The following is a 16,097-nucleotide window of genomic DNA, read 5'->3' as shown; positions in this document are numbered from 1 at the left end:
CATGGCAGCGGCTGCATTGATGAAAGCGCTTTTAACGCCGTTAACGGCACGGCCAGACCGGGCAGCGCAACATCCCCTCTGATAGTTTGTTCTTGCAATGTTCTCATTCTCGCGCTAGATAAAGCGTCACCGGATGCCGGCCATGGGGCCGGCGGATCGGAGAGGATCCATGGCAGAGCTGAGTGAACTCAGGCAGGGCGCGCTTGCTCCCGGCCACCGGGCAGATGTGGCCGATGCGCTGGTGGAGCGCTCGGGTGCACGCATCGAGGTCGACCGCCGGCGCGGGCGTGGCGCCGGGCTCAACCCCAGCGGTCGTTTCGAGCCGGTCTCGCGCGAGGCCTTTGACGATGGCTGGCAGACGCTGGAAGAGCTTCCGCCATTCCGCACCGAGGTGCAGGTGGAAAAGCCGCGCAGCATCATTGCGCGCAACGACAGTCCCGACATTCCCTTCGACCGCTCGGTCAATCCCTATCGGGGCTGCGAGCATGGCTGCATCTATTGTTTCGCGCGGCCGACCCACGCCTATATGGGGCTTTCGGCCGGGCTCGATTTCGAGGCGAAGCTGTTTGCCAAGCCGGATGCGGCCAAGCTGCTGGAGCGGGAACTGGCCAAGCCCGGCTACAAGCCCAGGCCGATCGCAATCGGCACGAATACGGATCCCTATCAGCCGATCGAGCGGGAATGGCGCATCATGCGGCAGGTGCTCGAAGTTTTGCGCGATGCCCACCATCCGGTGATGATCGTGACAAAATCGGCGCTGGTGACCCGCGACATCGACATTCTCGCTCCCATGGCGGAGAAGGGGTTGGCCCGTGTCGGCCTGTCCGTCACCACGCTCGACCGGAAGCTTGCCCGCAGCATGGAGCCGCGCGCCTCGACGCCGTCAAAGCGGCTGGAGGCGATCCGGCAGGTGACGGAGGCCGGCATTCCTGCCGGCGTTCTCGTTTCGCCGATCATTCCGGCGCTGAACGATCACGAGATCGAGCGCGTGCTGGAGGCCGCGAAGGCGGCCGGCGCCACCGAGGCCAGCTATGTGCTGCTGCGCCTGCCGCTGGAAGTCAGTCCGCTCTTCCGCGACTGGCTGCTGCGGGAATATCCCGACCGCTATCGCCATGTCATGTCGCTGGTGCGCTCCATGCGCGGTGGCAAGGATTACGATGCGGAATTCGGCAAGCGCATGAAGGGGGCAGGGCCCTATGCCTGGCAGATCGGCCGCCGCTTCGAACTCGCCGCCAAGCGCCTGGCGCTCAATCTGGCGAAGCGGCAGCTGAACTGCGAGCTCTTCGTGCCGCCGCGCGGGCACGGGGTGCAGCTGTCTTTGCTCTGATACGGGTGGACGGGCAGGATGGCCTGGGCACGTTTGGAGGAAAGGGCTTGCGGGCACCGGATTTCCGGCGCGCAGCGGAACGGGAGCGATGCGGTTCACCAAAAACCGAAGGCGCCTCCGCTTCTCTCGGAGACGCCTTCTTTCGCTCCCGGCGAGAGCCCGGACGGTCGGCCGCAGGGTAGCCTTTTGTCCGGGTATGCTTTCGAGAGGTCAGTTTACCCTGAGTTCGAGGGTCGACGGATCAAAAACCTGTGATTGGACTTCGGGCGTGGTCGTCGGCCCGCTATCGGTCAGGCCGGCCGTCGCTGTCTCGACGGGCTTGCCCGGCTCGGTCGCGCCAACGGATGCGGTCTGCGCGGTCGTATCGACGCCGCCGGCGGCAACGAGCGTGCCGGCGGTGGTCGTGGCAGCCGCCGCGAGCGAGCCGCCGGTGGTGCTGTCCACGCCGCGGAAAAGGTCCGGCGGCAGCGCGCTGACGAAGGTGACCGGCGAGCCGCCGAGCCAGGCCTCGGTGCGCAGCATTTTCAGCTGCCCGTTGACGGTGCGGATTTCGCGACGCTCCGTGCCCGGCTGAACCGTCGGAACCTGATAGGCGCTCGCCGTTTCCTTCTTTGGAAGCGAAACGCACTGGGCGCAGGTGATGGTTTCAACGCTTCCGGCCGTGTCCGATGACGGGCCGGTGGTGATGAGCTCGATCGAGCTTGCAGCGGCAGGGCCGGCGCCAAGCAACAGGGCGGACATGAGCACGGAACGCATGAAACAACTCTCCATATCAGGGGGAGAGCGTACCCGCTAAATCTTACGGTCCGGTCAGGAGAAATGGTTAACGTCTTCCCGTTTCGCGCGAGAGCGGAGGCATCCCCGATCCCGCTCGTCGTGGCGTCAGTGCGGGAAATCTGGGCTCGATGGGTTTCGAACCTTCGGGCATGTCACCTAGAAGCGTATCGCTGTTTCAGGAAAAGAGCTGCAAAAGCAGGATCCTACAGCATGCCGCGTGAATCCCGGGTCAGGCAGCATGCTGTTGCACGCGTTTCTATTGCCGGTCGATGGCCCGCCAGCCGATGTCGGAGCGCGTGAAGCCGTTTTCGAAGCGCACGGCCGCGACGGCCTCGTAGGCCGCATCACGGGCGTCTTTGACGCTGGTTCCCAGCGCGGTGACATTGAGGACGCGCCCGCCGGTTGCCACCAGTTTCCCATCCTTCAGCGCGGTGCCGGCGTGGAACACCTTGGCGCGTTCGGTATCAGCAGGCAGGCCGGCAATCGGCTGGCCCTTGTCGTAGGCCGCAGGATAGCCCTTGGAGGCGACGACCACAGTCAGGGCGGCGTCGTCGCGCCATTCGGCTGCCATGTCGGCGAGGCGACCGGTCGCGGCAGCGTGCAGGATTGGCAGGAGATCGCTCTTCAGCCGCATCATCAGCACCTGACATTCCGGATCGCCGAAGCGGACGTTGTATTCGATGAGCTCCGGTCCCTTGGCGGTGATCATCACGCCGGCGAAAAGCACGCCCGAGAAGGGGTGGCCGCTGTCGGCCATGCCGGCAATGGTCGGCTCGATGATCTCGGCCATCGTCCGGGCGATCATCTCGTCGGTCATGACAGGGGCGGGGGAATAGGCGCCCATGCCACCGGTGTTCGGACCGGTGTCGCCGTCGCCCACCCGCTTGTGGTCCTGGGCAGACGCCAGCGGCAGCGCCGCCTTTCCATCGGTGATGCAGAAGAAGCTTGCTTCCTCGCCGTCGAGAAAGGCTTCGATCACCACTTCGGCGCCGGCTGCGCCGAAGGCGCCGGCAAAGCAGTCGTCGATGGCGGCCAGCGCTTCATCAACGGTCATGGCGACCGTCACGCCCTTGCCCGCCGCAAGACCATCGGCCTTGATGACGATGGGTGCGCCTTCTGCCTCGACATAGGCGCGGGCCGAAGCCGCGTCGGAAAAGCGGCGATAGGCGCCGGTCGGGATGTTGTAGCGGGCGCAGATGTCCTTGGTGAACCCCTTGGAGCCTTCCAGCTGCGCGGCGGCCTTCGATGGGCCGAAGACGGCGATGCCGGCCTCACGCAGCCTGTCGGCAATGCCGGCCACCAGCGGGGCCTCGGGGCCGACCACGACGAACTCGATCGCGGTCTCCTTGCAGAAGGCAATGACGGCGTCGTGATTGTCGATATCCAGGGAAACGAGCGTGGCTTCCTCAGCAATCCCCGGATTGCCGGGGGCGGCGTAGAGCGCGGTCAGGAGCGGCGACTGCCGGAGCTTCCAGGCCAGCGCATGTTCGCGTCCACCCGAACCGATCAAGAGAACCTTCATCGTACACCCCCATTCGACCATCGTCATCGCCGTTTCCGCCCCTTGCGGTCGACAGGCTGCGGTTAAGGGCCGGGGCGTTGGAGGTCAAGGAAAAATCCGGTGGCAGAGGAAACGCGGCGCCGACCGCTCACACCCCGTCCGCGCAATCGCGTCGATTGCCGCCAGACTGCGTCAACGCGGTGATCGCGCCCGTCTTGACCCTGCGCGCGCCGCGCGGCAATCAAGGGGCATGATGACATCTCGTTCAGACACTGCAACCGGCAGCGCTGCCGCACCCGACACCGGCCGCGTGGCCGATGCCCCCTCGCAGAACTGGGTCTATCGGGTGCTGCCGCGCAGCCTCTGGCCGCATGCGCAGCTTGCCCGCTGGGATCGACCGATCGGCTGGCAGCTCCTGCTTTGGCCCTGCCTCTGGTCGGCGACGCTGGCGGCCGGGGCGCAGGCTGCGGTGGGGCCGGTGGCTCTCGGCACCTATGCCTGGCATCTCGTGCTCTTCCTTATCGGCGCGATCGCCATGCGGGGCGCGGGTTGCACCTATAATGATCTCGTCGATCACCGCATCGACATGGCGGTGGCACGCACGCGGTCGCGGCCGCTGCCATCGGGACGGATCGAGCGGAAGGCGGCTTTCGTGTTCATGGCGCTGCAGGCGCTGGTCGGGCTCGTCGTGCTTCTGCAGTTCAACGGGTTTTCCATTGCGCTCGGCATCGCTTCGCTGGTGGTGGTGGCTGCCTATCCCTTCGCCAAACGCGTGACCGACTGGCCGCAGCTTGTGCTCGGGCTTGCCTTCTCCTGGGGGGCGCTCATGGGGTGGGCAGCGGCTTTCGGTCGGCTCGATGCCGCACCGGTGCTGCTCTATGTCGCCGCAATCCTCTGGACCATCGGTTATGACACGATCTACGCCTATCAGGACCGGGAGGATGATGCCCTGGTCGGCGTGCGCTCCACGGCGCGGCGTTTCGGTGACCGCCCACGGCCCTGGCTTGCTGCCATTTACGGCGGCGCGGTGCTGTTCCTGGTGCTGGCCTTTCTTGCCGGCAACGCCGGCTTGTTGGCCTGGGTGGCGCTTCTTGTCGCGGCCGTCATGCTCGCATGGCAGATCCTGGTGCTCGACATCCGCGATCCCGCCGACTGCCTAGCGCTTTTCCGGCTCAACGGCACGGTCGGGCTGATCCTGTTTGCCGGTCTTGTCGCTGCGCTCGTCTGGCGGTTGATCGTCTGATCGGCGGCTGCCGAACGCCAAAGGAAACCCCGCGCCGGGGTCAGCACGGTGCGGGGCTCGGCATGTCACCGAAAATCCTGATATCGACGGACCAAGGGCAGGCTGGGGGCAGCGCCATCGAAGGTCTGCGCGGTGGCGGGGATCACGCCCAGCTCGGTTCCGAGCGCTTGTTGCGGCGGTCGCGGCGCAGATAGGCGGCGACGAGAATGCGGGTCAGGCGAGCGAAACGGTTGATCATCTGGCGCATCGGGAACCTCCTTGTCTGTTGCGACCAAAGCTACGGGTGGGCTATGGCACGAACGTGGCGGGAGGCCTGTTTCCTTGGCAACACATTGACTTTCAAAAACAAAAAACCGACCGCAGGGGGTCGGTCGGCTTTTTGCACTGGAGAGAATGTGGCCGAAATCAGGAGCGCGCGATGATCTCGCGGCCGTCGATCCTGAGGGTGACGCCGAGCTTGCCGGTGGAGCGGCGAACGAGGAAGCGCGGGCGGCGGTCGGCGAAGTAGGAGTAGCGGCGACGCTGGCGAGGACGGGCGGTGCGAACCTCGCCCAGATGCTCTTCCAGCGGACGGGCGACGCCATCGGCTTCCACCATCAGCATGGGGATGCGGTAGGATTCGGCCCAGGCGCGCCAGTCGGCGGCGATGTCGCAGAGGTCGTGCGCCACCAGAAGCGGTACGCAGAGTTCGGGATCCTCGTGGTGTAGTTCCAGCGTCACCGTCACCAGGCCGTCGCCATGGTCGATGGCGCGGGCAGCCACACCCTTGAAGGCGCGGGCCGGCAGGGCGATGGAGAGCGGCAGGCCGCTCGAGGGTAGGATCTTGCGCAGCACCGCGCCGCGCTCGTCGAGCTGGATGGTGACACTACCGGGATACCCAGGCACTGCGAAGCTTGCCTGTTGCGGGAAGCGCTGCGGATCGAGTCTCAGCGTATTTCCGAGCCATGCCGGCTGGGTCAGTGTATTGCGCATCGTGTATTCGCCCTTGTTTTACCCTGAGAGCTGCTTTCCGCAGTCTTCTCGTCGGGACGTTTTCCGTCCTCTGATGGGCTCAATGTACGGGCGGCCACTTTGAGGGCGCTTAATTTTCGCGGTTAAGAAAACTTTGCATTTCTCGATGGTTAGCAAAGGCCAACGGGTCAGGGTTGCCAGTGTGTGAAGCTTTTGCGCAAAAATTTCCGCGTCGGCGGCACTGCCTCCGGTGAAGGGAAGAATGGGCGACAGGTTCGCGCAAGCCTGGCGGCCCACCGTCGCCGGCGGGCGCGTCGCAGGTCTCCCCTGGGGCGCCGGCCTGTCGGTTAACGCGCTGTCAATGCCTCAGTGGCAAGCTTTCGGGCGGAGCCGGTGCCGGAGCAGCCCGTCCTTGTCGCCGAAGGCCTGCGATCCGCATGAGGCGGTCAGCGGCGAAACGAGAAACGATCCGGTCGGGCGCAGGCGCCGTGCCAGGGTCCGCAATGCCCGGAGAACTCCTGTGACATCGACGTTTCTGGATTACAATCTGATCGCCCGCGACATGAATGCGAGCCTGAACCGCGTTGCCAAGGAAAAGCTGGTGGCGCGGGATGCCGAATATTACAAGAACAATATCGGCAAGGTCACATCGATCGACGACTTCCTGAAGGACTACAGGCTCTACTCCTACGCCATGAAGGCGCACGGGCTAGAAGACATGACCTATGCCAAGGCCTTCATGAAGAAGGTCATGGAAAGCGACCTGACCGACGACAAGAGCTTTGCCAACAAGCTGACGGACGACCGTTACCGCAAGTTTGCCGCTGCCTTCAACTTCGCCAAATCCACCGCCGTCGCGCAGACGGGAGCGCAGACCGACAGCATCATCGGGCTCTATACGAACAAGGTGCAATCGCTGTCCGATACGCTGACGGCGGAAAGCAATTACTACGGCGCCGTGATCGACAGCGTCAGCACGGTCGATCAGCTTCTCACCAATGAGAGGTTGAAGGACTTCGCGCTGAAGGCGCTGAAGATCGATCCGACCTATGTTTCCTTCGATCACCTGAAGAAGGTTCTGACCAGCGACCGGAACGATCCCAACAGCTATCTGAATACGCTGAACTACGGGTCAAACACCGATACGCTCGACAAGTTCAAGGCGCTCAACGCCGCCTTCAACTTCCAGACGGACGGAACGCTGGCCTCCGGCACGAAGCCCCAGAACGATACGCAGAAGGCGTCGATCCAGGAGGGCTACATTCTCAACGGCAGCACGCGTGCCACGCGTGCGGCGGCGCTCGCGAACGACCAGTATTATCGTGACACGATCGGTTCCGTCACGAAGGTCGGCGACATCCTGTCCAATCCGCGGCTGTTGTCCTATATCGTCACAGCCTTCGGTCTGCCGACCAGCACCCTGACTTCGACATTCGAAAACATCGTCACAAGCGACCTCAACGATCCCACGAGCTATGCGAATACGCAGGGCGGTGAGTTCAACAAGGCCTACAAGGCGATGGCCGCCGCCTTCAATTTCCAGACGGATGGAACGCTGGCCGCCGGCGCAAAGGCGCAGACCGATGCGCAGATCACCACGACATCCAACGGTTATTTTTCCTTCTATGACGACAAGGATGATGCTGCAGACGAGGACCTGATCAAGAGGTTCAAGTTGGAAGTCGGAACGATCACCAAGGTTGACGATCTGATCGCCAGCCAGCGCATGATGCAGCTTGCGTCCGTCGCCTTCGACATCAAGCCCGGCGAATACAGCGTGCGCACCCTCAAGCGTGTGCTGACCAGCGATCTCAACGATCCCGCAAGCTATGCCAACAAGCTCGGCGACGACCGGCTGATCAAGTTTGCCAAGGCCTTCAACTTCAAGGCGGACGGTACGACGGCGGCGCCGCGGCTGGCGCAGGATGAATCCGAAATCCTGAACGTGTCGAAGAAATACGTTCTCGAGAAGAGCCGTTTCGGCACCGAAGCGGACAAGAAGAAGGCACAGGACGAGGCCTCCTACTACAGTTCGAAGATTGCCGGTGTCGAAAAGCTGGACGATTTTCTCAAAGACCGGCGCCTCGTGGATTTCGTGCTGACGGCCTATGACATGGATCCGAAGAAGGTGACGACGGCCGATCTGAAGAAGATGTTCCAGGCCGATCCGAACGATCCCAAGAGCGCGTTGAACACGACGACGAACCGCGAATTCAAGGTGCTGGTTTCGTCCTTCAATTTCGGCACGGACGGCAAGATTACGCGCCGGCCGGATACCGAGATCCAGACACGCCGCGGCGTGACCGAAACGCAGGAATTCTACCTGAACCAGACGCTGGAACAGGATGCCGGCGCGCAGAACGAGGGTGTGCGGCTGGCGCTGTATTTCGAGCGCAAGGCCAGTTCCCTCTCGTCGGCCTACGATATCCTTGCCGATCCCGCACTCCTGTCCTTCGTGCAGACCACGTTCGAAATTCCGAAGGAGATGTCGAGCGCCGGCGTGGAAATCCAGAAGGCGCAGATCGACAAGGTGCTGACCGTCAAGGATCTTCAGGATCCCGAGAAGGTCAACAAGCTCGTGAAGCGCTTCACGGCCATGTATGATCTCGCCAACGACCAGACAGTGTCGCCCGCCGTTACGCTGATGTCGGGCGGAAGCTCGGTCGGCATCAGCGCCGATACGCTCTTTACCTTGTCGCAACTGCGCCTTGGTGGCCGCTAAGAGACTGCCTGGGAGCCTCGGTCGGGACCGGCCTCAACCGGTCCCGTAGGGGTCTCAGCGCGTCGGGATCGGCACGTCGCCGCGGTAGTCGTAGAAGCCGCGGCCCGACTTGCGGCCAAGCCAGCCAGCCTCGACATATTTCACCAGCAGCGGGCAGGGGCGGTACTTCGAATCCGCCAGGCCGTCATGCAGCACCTGCATGATCGAGAGGCAGGTGTCGAGGCCGATGAAGTCTGCGAGTTGCAGCGGGCCCATCGGGTGGTTGGCGCCGAGCTTCATGGCGGTGTCGATCGCCTCGACGGAGCCGACGCCCTCATAGAGCGTGTAGATCGCCTCGTTGATCATCGGCAGCAGGATGCGGTTGACGATGAAGGCCGGGAAGTCTTCCGCCACCGTGATGGTCTTGTCGAGCGAGGAGACGAAGGCGCGGGCGGTCGCGAAGGTCGTTTCCTCCGTGGCGATGCCGCGCACGAGTTCCACGAGCTTCATCACCGGCACCGGGTTCATGAAATGGATGCCCATGAAGCGCTCCGGCCTATCCGTGGCCGATGCAAGGCGCGTGATGGAGAGCGACGAGGTGTTGGTGGCGAGGATCGCCTCCGGCTTCAGCACCGGGCAGACGGTGCCGTAGATCTTGCGCTTGACCTGCTCGTCTTCCGTCGCCGCCTCGATGACGAGATCCATGGAGGAGAGATCATGGGCGTCGGCCGAGCCCTTGATGTGGGAGAGCGCGCGCTTGCGGTCCTCGTCGGTCATCTTTCCGGACGAGACCTGACGGGCGAGGTTGCCATGGATCGTTGCGAGGCCTGTCTCGATCCGCTCGGCGGAGACATCGTAGATGTGGACGTTGTAGCCGGCTGCGGCCGAGACGTGTGCAATGCCGCACCCCATCTGCCCCGCACCGATAATTCCGACGTTCTTGATCATCGATCCCGCTTCCATTGTGAGCTGGCCGGACGAACCGGCGTCCGAAACGAAAAACCGGGCCGCCCTTGGGAAGCGGCCCGGTTTGATTGTTAAAGCGACAGGCGATGTTTTTCCAGTGGATTCGCCCGGGCGCCCATCGGTCTCAGAGCGCCTTTTCCAGTTCCGGCAGGATCTCGAAGATGTCGCCGACGAGGCCGTAATCGGCGACCTGGAAGATCGGGGCTTCCTCGTCCTTGTTGATGGCGACGATGACCTTGCTGTCCTTCATGCCGGCCAGATGCTGGATGGCGCCGGAAATGCCGCAGGCGATGTAGAGCTGCGGGGCCACGACCTTGCCGGTCTGGCCGACCTGCCAGTCGTTCGGCGCGTAGCCGGCATCGACCGCTGCACGCGACGCACCGACGGCTGCACCGAGCTTGTCGGCGACGGGCAGGATGACTTCCTTGAACTTGTCCGAAGAGCCAAGGGCGCGACCACCGGAAACGATGATCTTCGCCGAGGTCAGTTCCGGACGGTCCGAGGAGGAGAGCGCGTCGGCCACATGGGCGGAGACGCCCGGGTTCGCGGCAGCCGAGACGGTCTCGACGGCAGCCGAGCCGCCGGCCGGTGCTGCGGCAAAGGAGGCCGTGCGCACGGTGATGACCTTCTTGGCGTCGGTCGACTGCACTGTCTGGATCGCGTTGCCGGCATAGATCGGGCGCTTGAACGTGTCGGCCGAGACGACTTCGATAATCTCGGAGACCTGCGCGACATCGAGCAGGGCGGCAACGCGCGGCAGGACGTTCTTGCCGACCGAGGTGGCGGCGGCCAGAATCACGTCGTAGGAACCGGCAAGCGAGACGATGAGGGCGGCGAGCGGCTCGGCAAGGCTGTGGCCAAGCGCTGCGTCGTCGGCGACGAGCACCTTGGAAACGCCGGAAAGCTTGGCAGCCTCGTCGGCGACGGCGGATGCGCCGGCACCGGCGACCAGCACATGCACGTCGCCACCGATCTGGGTGGCGGCCGTCAGTGCCTTGGCGGTCTGGTCGGACAGCGTCTTGTTGTCGTGGTCAGCCAGAAGAAGAATGGCCATGGTCTTAATCTCCTTGTTTCTGCCTGATCAGAGAACGCCGGCTTCGGTCTTGAGCTTGTCGACGAGCTCGGCGACGGTCTTCACCTTGATGCCGGCCTTGCGGCCTGCGGGCTCCTCGGTCTTGAGGACCTTGAGGCGGGGCGCGGTATCGACGCCGAAGTCGGCCGGGCTCTTCTTGTCGAGCGGCTTCTTCTTCGCCTTCATGATGTTCGGCAGCGAGGCGTAGCGCGGCTCGTTGAGGCGCAGGTCGGTCGTCACGATCGCCGGCAGCTTGACTTCGATGGTCTGGAGACCGCCATCGACTTCGCGCGTGACGTTGGCCTTGGAGGCATCGACGATCTCGACCTTGGAGGCGAAGGTGCCCTGGGCCCAGCCGAGCAGGGCGGCGAGCATCTGGCCGGTCTGGTTCGAGTCGTCATCGATCGCCTGCTTGCCGACGATGACGAGGCCGGGCTGTTCGGCTTCGACGACGCCCTTGACGATCTTGGCGACGGCGAGCGGCTCGACGGCATCTTCGGTTTCGACGAGGATGGCGCGGTCCGCACCCATGGCGAGTGCAGTGCGCAGCGTTTCCTCGGCCTTGGCCGGGCCGACTGAGACGACGACGACTTCGGTTGCCTTGCCGGCTTCCTTGAGGCGCAGCGCCTCCTCGACGGAGATTTCGTCGAAGGGGTTCATCGACATCTTGACGTTGGCGAGTTCAACGCCGGAACCATCGGGCTTGACGCGGATCTTGACGTTGTAGTCCACCACTCGCTTGACCGTTACGAGGATTTTCATGGGAACCCTTCCTGAGAACACGTTGCGCGCAAGATGCATCTTCGACCGTGTGGCCGATTGTCGGTTGGCGACATCGATACGCGATTTTTGTCCAAATTCAATCTTTGCCCGTGGCCCTGCGGCTTCCTCCCACAGAATTGAGCGACGTTTACGTACACGTAAATATTGACGGGATCAAGACCGATGCATCAGGGCTGCGGATGTGGCACGGCGCCGCAGGCCGAGCGCAGGCGCAAAAGCCTGCAAAAAGGGGAGTTTGGGCCTCGTGCGGTTGTCAGCTTTGGTCATTGGCCCTTGCCCCAGGGGCCTGGGCCCTCACCACCGGCATCGAGCCGTGTGGCCTGGATGGCCGGAACGGAGCGCGGGCGTACGGCGCGGGGCGTGACGATGGTGCGGTCGAAAAGCGGCACGCCGGTGCGTCGCAGAAAGACAACCAGAACGAGGCCGGCGACAATGCCGCCGACATGGGCGCCCCAGGAGGTGGTGCCCTCCCGGTCGATGGCGAGCATCAGAAACTGCTGGCCGACCCAGAGCAGGAGGGGGATGACAGCGGGGAGCGGCAACGGAATGCGCATCAGCACGAGCACCCAGACGCGCACCTTCGGATGCAGCATGAGATAGGCCGCCACCACGCCGGAGATCGCCCCGGATGCGCCGATGAGCGGCGCTTCGGAGCCCATGTTGACGAGCCCATGAGCGAGCGCTCCGGCGGCGGCGCAGGCGAGGTAGAAGGCGAGGAAGCGCAGGTGCCCCATCGCATCCTCGACGTTGTCGCCGAAGACCCAGAGGAACAGCATGTTACCGGCCAGGTGCCAGAAGTCGCCGTGCAGGAAGGCGTAGGTCAGGTAGGTCGCCTGTTCCGGCACGACGACGAAGGCAGGATCGAGATCGGCATACTGGAAGGCGACGGCCGGGATATAGCCGAAGCCGAGAATGGCGGCTTCGGCGGTCTGCTCGCTCGCCATCGGCCCCGTCACCAGCCAGATCAGCACGTTGATGACGATCAGCGCGATCGTCACATATTGCCGGTCGATGTGCTTCAGGTCGTTGGCGTCGTGCAGGGGTATGAACATCCGGTCTCCGGCCGTTTCGTTGCCGCTGGCCTGCGGTCGCTCATCGGTTCTTGCCGGGCACCCATAGCACGTCGGTGCGGCCGCGGTCATTGGCGGTGCGGGCGGCGACGAAGAGGAGGTCGGAGAGGCGGTTGACGTAGGCGATCGCGGGCGCGCCCACCGTTTCATGGGCGGCGAGGGCGACCATGTGCCGCTCCGCCCGGCGCGCAATCGTGCGGGCCAGGTGCAGCGCGGTGGACAGCGGATTGCCGGCCGGCAGCACGAAGGAGGTCAAAGGCTCCAGATCGGCGTTCAGTGCGTCGATCTCGGCTTCCAGCCGGTCGACCTGGGCCTGCACGATGCGCAGTGGCTCCCAGGCCGGAGGTTCGTCCGTTTCCGGTGTGGCGAGGTCCGCGCCGAGGTCGAAGAGGTCGTTCTGGATCGCTGACAGCATGGCCTCGATCTCGGGGTACTGCGCCGTCGAGAGCCGCGCCATGCCGATGACGCTGTTCAACTCGTCCACCGTGCCATAGGCCTCGATGCGCAGGTCGTCCTTGCGCCGGCGCGGGCCGGAGACGAGGCCCGTCGTGCCGTCGTCGCCGGTGCGGGTGTAGATCTTGTTGAGCTTGACCATGCCTGTCTGTGTCCTCTGCCGGATGGATTATGCGGGGCGTCCGCCGCCGGTGATCCACAGCACCAGCATGATGAGAACGATGGCGACGGCCTGCAGCACGACGCGGGCCTGCATCAGCTTGTTCGAGGTGTTGCCGCTGCCGCCCTTGGCCATGTTGAGGAGGCCGCGTACGAGCACGATGACGACAAGGCCCATGACGAGCAGGGTGAGGCCTGTGAGAAAACTGGACATGGGACTTTCCCTTTCAGACGATCAGCCGAGACGGCCGATGAAGCGATAGAAGAGGTCTGCCGGCAGCAGCTTCTTCAGGAGGGCGCCCTGGCGCGCGGGCGTCGTGACGATGTAATGCGGTTTCGGCCGCCGGGCGTTCAGCGCGTGGCTCAAAACGGCGTAGACCGCGTCCGGCCCGAGCTTGCCCTTGGCGGGGCCGCTCACGCCCTTCAGCCGGCGAAGCTGGCGGTCGTATTCGGCGGCGTGGACCGAGCCCTTGATGTCGATGTGCCGCTCGATATGGGTCAGCGCATTGGCCATGAAGCGGGACTCGATCGGTCCGGGCTCGATCAGCGAGACCCCGATGCCGCTGCCGGCAAGCTCCATGCGCATGGTCAATGTCAGTCCTTCGAGTGCGAATTTCGAGGCGTTGTAGGCGCCTCGCCACTTATACGGCACGATGCCGAGGATGGATGAGCACTGCACGATGCGGCCTTGACCCTGGCGGCGCATGACGGGGATGATGCGCCGCGTCAGGTCGTGCCAGCCGATGACGTTGGTTTCGAGCTGCAAGCGCAGCGCCTCGGTCGGCAGGTCCTCCACCGCGCCGGCCTGGCCATAGGCGCCGTTGTTAAAGAGCGCGTCTAGGCGACCGCCGGTCTTTGCGAGTACAGCCGCCACCAGTGCGGCAATCGTGTCGGCCTGCGTATAATCCATGATATGGGTTTCGATGCCGTCGGCCTCAAGGCCGGCGCGGTCTTCCTCGCGCCGGACGGTGGCAAAAACCCGCCAGCCGTCGGCCTTCAGCGCCCGGGCGCAATGGGCGCCGATGCCGGTGGAGCAGCCGGTGATGAGGATGCTGCGGCTGCCTGCCGGTGGCGCCGTCTGCGCACGCGTCTCCATCATGGTGCCTGCCTTTCCTGCGGTCTGATCGCGTGTCCGGCCGGGCGGGAATCTCGCCCCAGCCGGTGGAATTTCCGGTCCCGTTTCCCATATTCGAGCACAGGTTACAATTGCTCCGCGCTGTCGCGGGCGGGGCGCAGACGGGGCGGATGAGGATGCGCAATGCGCTTGGCGTGGCATGGAAGGTGGTCTTCGATGCCGTCTGGCACTTCTCCGAGGATGACGGCTGGGCCATGGCAAGCCATGTTGCGCTGTCGAGCCTTCTTGCGCTCTTTCCCTTCCTGATCTTCGGCACCGCGCTCGGCTCCTTCCTTGGCGCCGACCAGTTCGCCCAGACCGCCGTGCACGTGATATTCGACACCTGGCCGGAATCGATCGCCCGGCCGATCTCGCAGGAGGTCGTTGCCGTGCTGACCACGCCGCGCGGCGGGCTGCTGACGGTGTCGGTGCTGGCGGCGGCATACTTTGCCTCCAACGGGGTGGAGGCGCTGCGCGTCTCGCTCAACCGCGCCTATCGCGTTGCCGAGACCCGGCCGTGGTATCGTACCCGTGTCGTCAGCATCGGTTTCGTGCTGGCCGGCGTGGTGGCGCTGGCTCTCATCAGCATCCTGCTCGTCGCCGTGCCGCTTGGCTTGCGCTTTGCCGGCGAGTGGCTGCCCTTCCTCAGCGGCGTGCTGGCGATCATCGACGATTGGGGCTTCCTCGGCGTTCTGGCGATCCTGCTCGTTGCGCTCGCCATCTGCCATCTCTACCTGCCGGCCGGAAGGCGCAAGATTGCCGATGTGTTGCCGGGCATCCTGCTGACGATGATCTTCTGGACCGTCGGCGCCTACGGGTTTGCCGCCTATCTCTCGAGCTTCGCGACCTACGCCTCCACCTATGCGGGGCTCGCCTCGATCATGATCGCGCTGGTCTTTCTCTACATGATCGGCGCGATGTTCATCATCGGCGGCGAGATCAATGCGGCGATCATGAAGTACAAGGTCAAGCGCATGGTGATCCAGCACTGGCGCAACCGTCGCGAGGCCGCGCCTGTGGACGAAAGCGCCGTCAGCGACGCCGAGGCCTCAGCCCTGATCGCCCAGAACCAGCGCACGTAGCGCGTCTGCCGACATGCCGGCTTCGCGATAGGCGGCGATGGCCGTGTCGCCGTTGCTCTTCGACAGCTTGCGGCCATCGCTGCCGAGAATGAGGCGATGGTGATGGTAGACGGGCTCTGGAAGCTCCAGAAGCCGCTGGAGCAGGCAGTGGACGCTCGTCGCGTAAAAGAGGTCGCGGCCGCGCACCACATGGGTCACGCCCTGTTCGGCGTCGTCGACCGTCACCGAGAGGTGATAGCTCGACGGGGCATCCGACCGGGACAACACGACATCGCCCCAGGCGGCAGGGTCAGCCTCGATCGTGCCTGCTTCACATTCATGGCCTTCGCCCGTTTCGTTCCACATCAGCGGCCCGCCGGCCGCCTCGACCGCCCGTGCCATGTCCAGCCGCCAGGCGAAGGGTTTGCTGCCTTCGGTCAGGCGGGCGCGGGCAGGGGAAGAGAGATCCCTTTCGCGGCCGGGATAGAGCGGCGCGCCATCCGGGTCGCGCGGCCAGGGCTCGCCGGTCTCGGCTTCGGCCTTCGTCACGGCAGCGCGGATCTCGCCACGGCTGAGGATGGAGGGGTAGACCAGGCCCATCCTTGAGAGGCGATCCAGCGCGGCCCGGTAGGCCGGCAGGCGCTCAGACTGGCGGCGCGGCGGTTCCGGCCAGTCAAGTCCCAGCCAGTGCAGATCCTCTATGATGCCGGCCTCGAATTCCGGCCGCGCGCGGGTCTGGTCGATATCCTCGATGCGCAGCAGGAAGGTGCCGCCGGCCTTTCGCGCCATCCGGTCATTCAGGAGGGCGGAGAGGGCGTGGCCGAGATGCAGCCGGCCATTCGGGCTGGGCGCGAAGCGGAAAACGGGTTGCGTGGTCATGGCGAGTTGGGACATGGCGATCAGGCCCCGCTTCTGCCAT

15 protein-coding genes are annotated in these 16,097 nt (G+C 64.4%); 4 read left to right on the top strand and 11 right to left on the bottom strand.

The features are described 5' to 3' along the window. The first annotated feature begins 169 nt into the window (after window positions 1-169). The gene (locus ACED18_RS07700; protein WP_377290580.1) at window positions 170-1,327 is read left to right on the top strand and encodes a PA0069 family radical SAM protein; all 1,158 of its coding nucleotides are present in this window, start codon (window positions 170-172) and stop codon (window positions 1,325-1,327) included. Between the two features lie 210 nt (window positions 1,328-1,537). Here the strand turns inward: ACED18_RS07700 and ACED18_RS07695 are convergent, their stop codons facing one another. Together ACED18_RS07695 and purD are read right to left on the bottom strand one after the other, a co-directional pair. Further along, window positions 1,538-2,083 carry a plant virulence effector HPE1-like domain-containing protein gene (locus tag ACED18_RS07695; protein WP_377290578.1) on the bottom strand — a complete coding sequence of 182 codons (546 nt, stop codon included), beginning with the start codon at window positions 2,081-2,083 and terminating at the stop codon, window positions 1,538-1,540. 277 nt (window positions 2,084-2,360) lie between these two features. Then, a complete protein-coding gene (gene purD / locus ACED18_RS07690) occupies window positions 2,361-3,626 on the bottom strand; it encodes a phosphoribosylamine--glycine ligase (RefSeq protein ID WP_377291105.1) in 1,266 nt (421 codons plus the stop codon). A gap of 232 nt (window positions 3,627-3,858) precedes the next feature. Between purD and ubiA the strand changes: the two genes are divergently transcribed. Then, window positions 3,859-4,848, top strand: coding sequence for a 4-hydroxybenzoate octaprenyltransferase (ubiA, locus tag ACED18_RS07685; protein ID WP_377290576.1), 990 nt, complete (start codon window positions 3,859-3,861; stop codon window positions 4,846-4,848). Between the two features lie 405 nt (window positions 4,849-5,253). Here ubiA and ACED18_RS07680 read toward each other — a convergent pair whose 3' ends face one another. Next, entirely contained in the window at window positions 5,254-5,820 is a 567-nt protein-coding gene (locus tag ACED18_RS07680; RefSeq protein ID WP_377290574.1) for a DUF6101 family protein, read from the bottom strand. Between the two features lie 499 nt (window positions 5,821-6,319). Here ACED18_RS07680 and ACED18_RS07675 point away from each other — a divergent pair, with 499 nt between their 5' ends. Further along, window positions 6,320-8,521: a DUF1217 domain-containing protein gene (locus tag ACED18_RS07675; protein ID WP_377290572.1), complete on the top strand. Its 2,202-nt coding sequence runs from the start codon at window positions 6,320-6,322 to the stop codon at window positions 8,519-8,521. Window positions 8,522-8,575: 54 nt separating this feature from the next. Here ACED18_RS07675 and ACED18_RS07670 read toward each other — a convergent pair whose 3' ends face one another. The 7 genes from ACED18_RS07670 to ACED18_RS07640 all read right to left on the bottom strand — a co-directional run bounded on the left by ACED18_RS07670 (window position 8,576) and on the right by ACED18_RS07640 (window position 14,099). Continuing rightward, window positions 8,576-9,448, bottom strand: coding sequence for a 3-hydroxybutyryl-CoA dehydrogenase (locus ACED18_RS07670; RefSeq protein WP_377290570.1), 873 nt, complete (start codon window positions 9,446-9,448; stop codon window positions 8,576-8,578). A 142-nt stretch (window positions 9,449-9,590) separates the two neighbouring features. Continuing rightward, a complete protein-coding gene (locus ACED18_RS07665) occupies window positions 9,591-10,520 on the bottom strand; it encodes an electron transfer flavoprotein subunit alpha/FixB family protein (protein WP_377290568.1) in 930 nt (309 codons plus the stop codon). 27 nt (window positions 10,521-10,547) lie between these two features. After that, on the bottom strand, window positions 10,548-11,300 hold the full coding sequence (locus ACED18_RS07660) for an electron transfer flavoprotein subunit beta/FixA family protein (protein ID WP_377290566.1): 753 nt from the start codon (window positions 11,298-11,300) through the stop codon (window positions 10,548-10,550). A 284-nt stretch (window positions 11,301-11,584) separates the two neighbouring features. Beyond that, window positions 11,585-12,373 carry a rhomboid family intramembrane serine protease gene (locus ACED18_RS07655; RefSeq protein WP_377290564.1) on the bottom strand — a complete coding sequence of 263 codons (789 nt, stop codon included), beginning with the start codon at window positions 12,371-12,373 and terminating at the stop codon, window positions 11,585-11,587. A gap of 40 nt (window positions 12,374-12,413) precedes the next feature. Continuing rightward, complete coding sequence (locus ACED18_RS07650) at window positions 12,414-12,986, bottom strand: cob(I)yrinic acid a,c-diamide adenosyltransferase (protein ID WP_377290562.1); 573 nt, start codon at window positions 12,984-12,986, stop codon at window positions 12,414-12,416. Between the two features lie 27 nt (window positions 12,987-13,013). Next, on the bottom strand, window positions 13,014-13,217 hold the full coding sequence (locus ACED18_RS07645; RefSeq protein ID WP_377290560.1) for a twin transmembrane helix small protein: 204 nt from the start codon (window positions 13,215-13,217) through the stop codon (window positions 13,014-13,016). A gap of 21 nt (window positions 13,218-13,238) precedes the next feature. Then, window positions 13,239-14,099, bottom strand: coding sequence for an SDR family oxidoreductase (locus tag ACED18_RS07640; RefSeq protein ID WP_377291103.1), 861 nt, complete (start codon window positions 14,097-14,099; stop codon window positions 13,239-13,241). Window positions 14,100-14,254: 155 nt separating this feature from the next. Between ACED18_RS07640 and ACED18_RS07635 the strand changes: the two genes are divergently transcribed. After that, on the top strand, window positions 14,255-15,199 hold the full coding sequence (locus ACED18_RS07635) for a YihY/virulence factor BrkB family protein (protein WP_377290558.1): 945 nt from the start codon (window positions 14,255-14,257) through the stop codon (window positions 15,197-15,199). Here the strand turns inward: ACED18_RS07635 and gluQRS are convergent. Beyond that, the gene (gene gluQRS, locus ACED18_RS07630; RefSeq protein WP_377290556.1) at window positions 15,167-16,072 is read right to left on the bottom strand and encodes a tRNA glutamyl-Q(34) synthetase GluQRS; all 906 of its coding nucleotides are present in this window, start codon (window positions 16,070-16,072) and stop codon (window positions 15,167-15,169) included. The two genes, ACED18_RS07635 and gluQRS, sit on opposite strands and share 33 nt — an antisense overlap. Window positions 16,073-16,097 lie beyond the last annotated feature (25 nt).

This window comes from Rhizobium sp. SG2393, assembly GCF_042610495.1.
In the GTDB taxonomy this organism is placed as follows: domain Bacteria; phylum Pseudomonadota; class Alphaproteobacteria; order Rhizobiales; family Rhizobiaceae; genus RU20A.
The sequence above is the reverse complement of the archived record's forward strand: the minus strand, read 5'-3'. Positions and strand labels throughout refer to the sequence as shown.

Coding starts and splice junctions, on each gene's coding strand:
- gluQRS (WP_377290556.1), bottom strand. CDS start 16,072: ATGTCCCAACTCGCCATGACCACGCAACCCGTTTTCCGCTTCGCGCCC.
- ACED18_RS07635 (WP_377290558.1), top strand. CDS start 14,255: ATGCGCAATGCGCTTGGCGTGGCATGGAAGGTGGTCTTCGATGCCGTC.
- ACED18_RS07680 (WP_377290574.1), bottom strand. CDS start 5,820: ATGCGCAATACACTGACCCAGCCGGCATGGCTCGGAAATACGCTGAGA.
- purD (WP_377291105.1), bottom strand. CDS start 3,626: ATGAAGGTTCTCTTGATCGGTTCGGGTGGACGCGAACATGCGCTGGCC.
- ACED18_RS07695 (WP_377290578.1), bottom strand. CDS start 2,083: ATGCGTTCCGTGCTCATGTCCGCCCTGTTGCTTGGCGCCGGCCCTGCC.
- ACED18_RS07645 (WP_377290560.1), bottom strand. CDS start 13,217: ATGTCCAGTTTTCTCACAGGCCTCACCCTGCTCGTCATGGGCCTTGTC.
- ACED18_RS07650 (WP_377290562.1), bottom strand. CDS start 12,986: ATGGTCAAGCTCAACAAGATCTACACCCGCACCGGCGACGACGGCACG.
- ACED18_RS07700 (WP_377290580.1), top strand. CDS start 170: ATGGCAGAGCTGAGTGAACTCAGGCAGGGCGCGCTTGCTCCCGGCCAC.
- ubiA (WP_377290576.1), top strand. CDS start 3,859: ATGACATCTCGTTCAGACACTGCAACCGGCAGCGCTGCCGCACCCGAC.
- ACED18_RS07660 (WP_377290566.1), bottom strand. CDS start 11,300: ATGAAAATCCTCGTAACGGTCAAGCGAGTGGTGGACTACAACGTCAAG.
- ACED18_RS07655 (WP_377290564.1), bottom strand. CDS start 12,373: ATGTTCATACCCCTGCACGACGCCAACGACCTGAAGCACATCGACCGG.
- ACED18_RS07640 (WP_377291103.1), bottom strand. CDS start 14,099: ATGGAGACGCGTGCGCAGACGGCGCCACCGGCAGGCAGCCGCAGCATC.
- ACED18_RS07670 (WP_377290570.1), bottom strand. CDS start 9,448: ATGATCAAGAACGTCGGAATTATCGGTGCGGGGCAGATGGGGTGCGGC.
- ACED18_RS07665 (WP_377290568.1), bottom strand. CDS start 10,520: ATGGCCATTCTTCTTCTGGCTGACCACGACAACAAGACGCTGTCCGAC.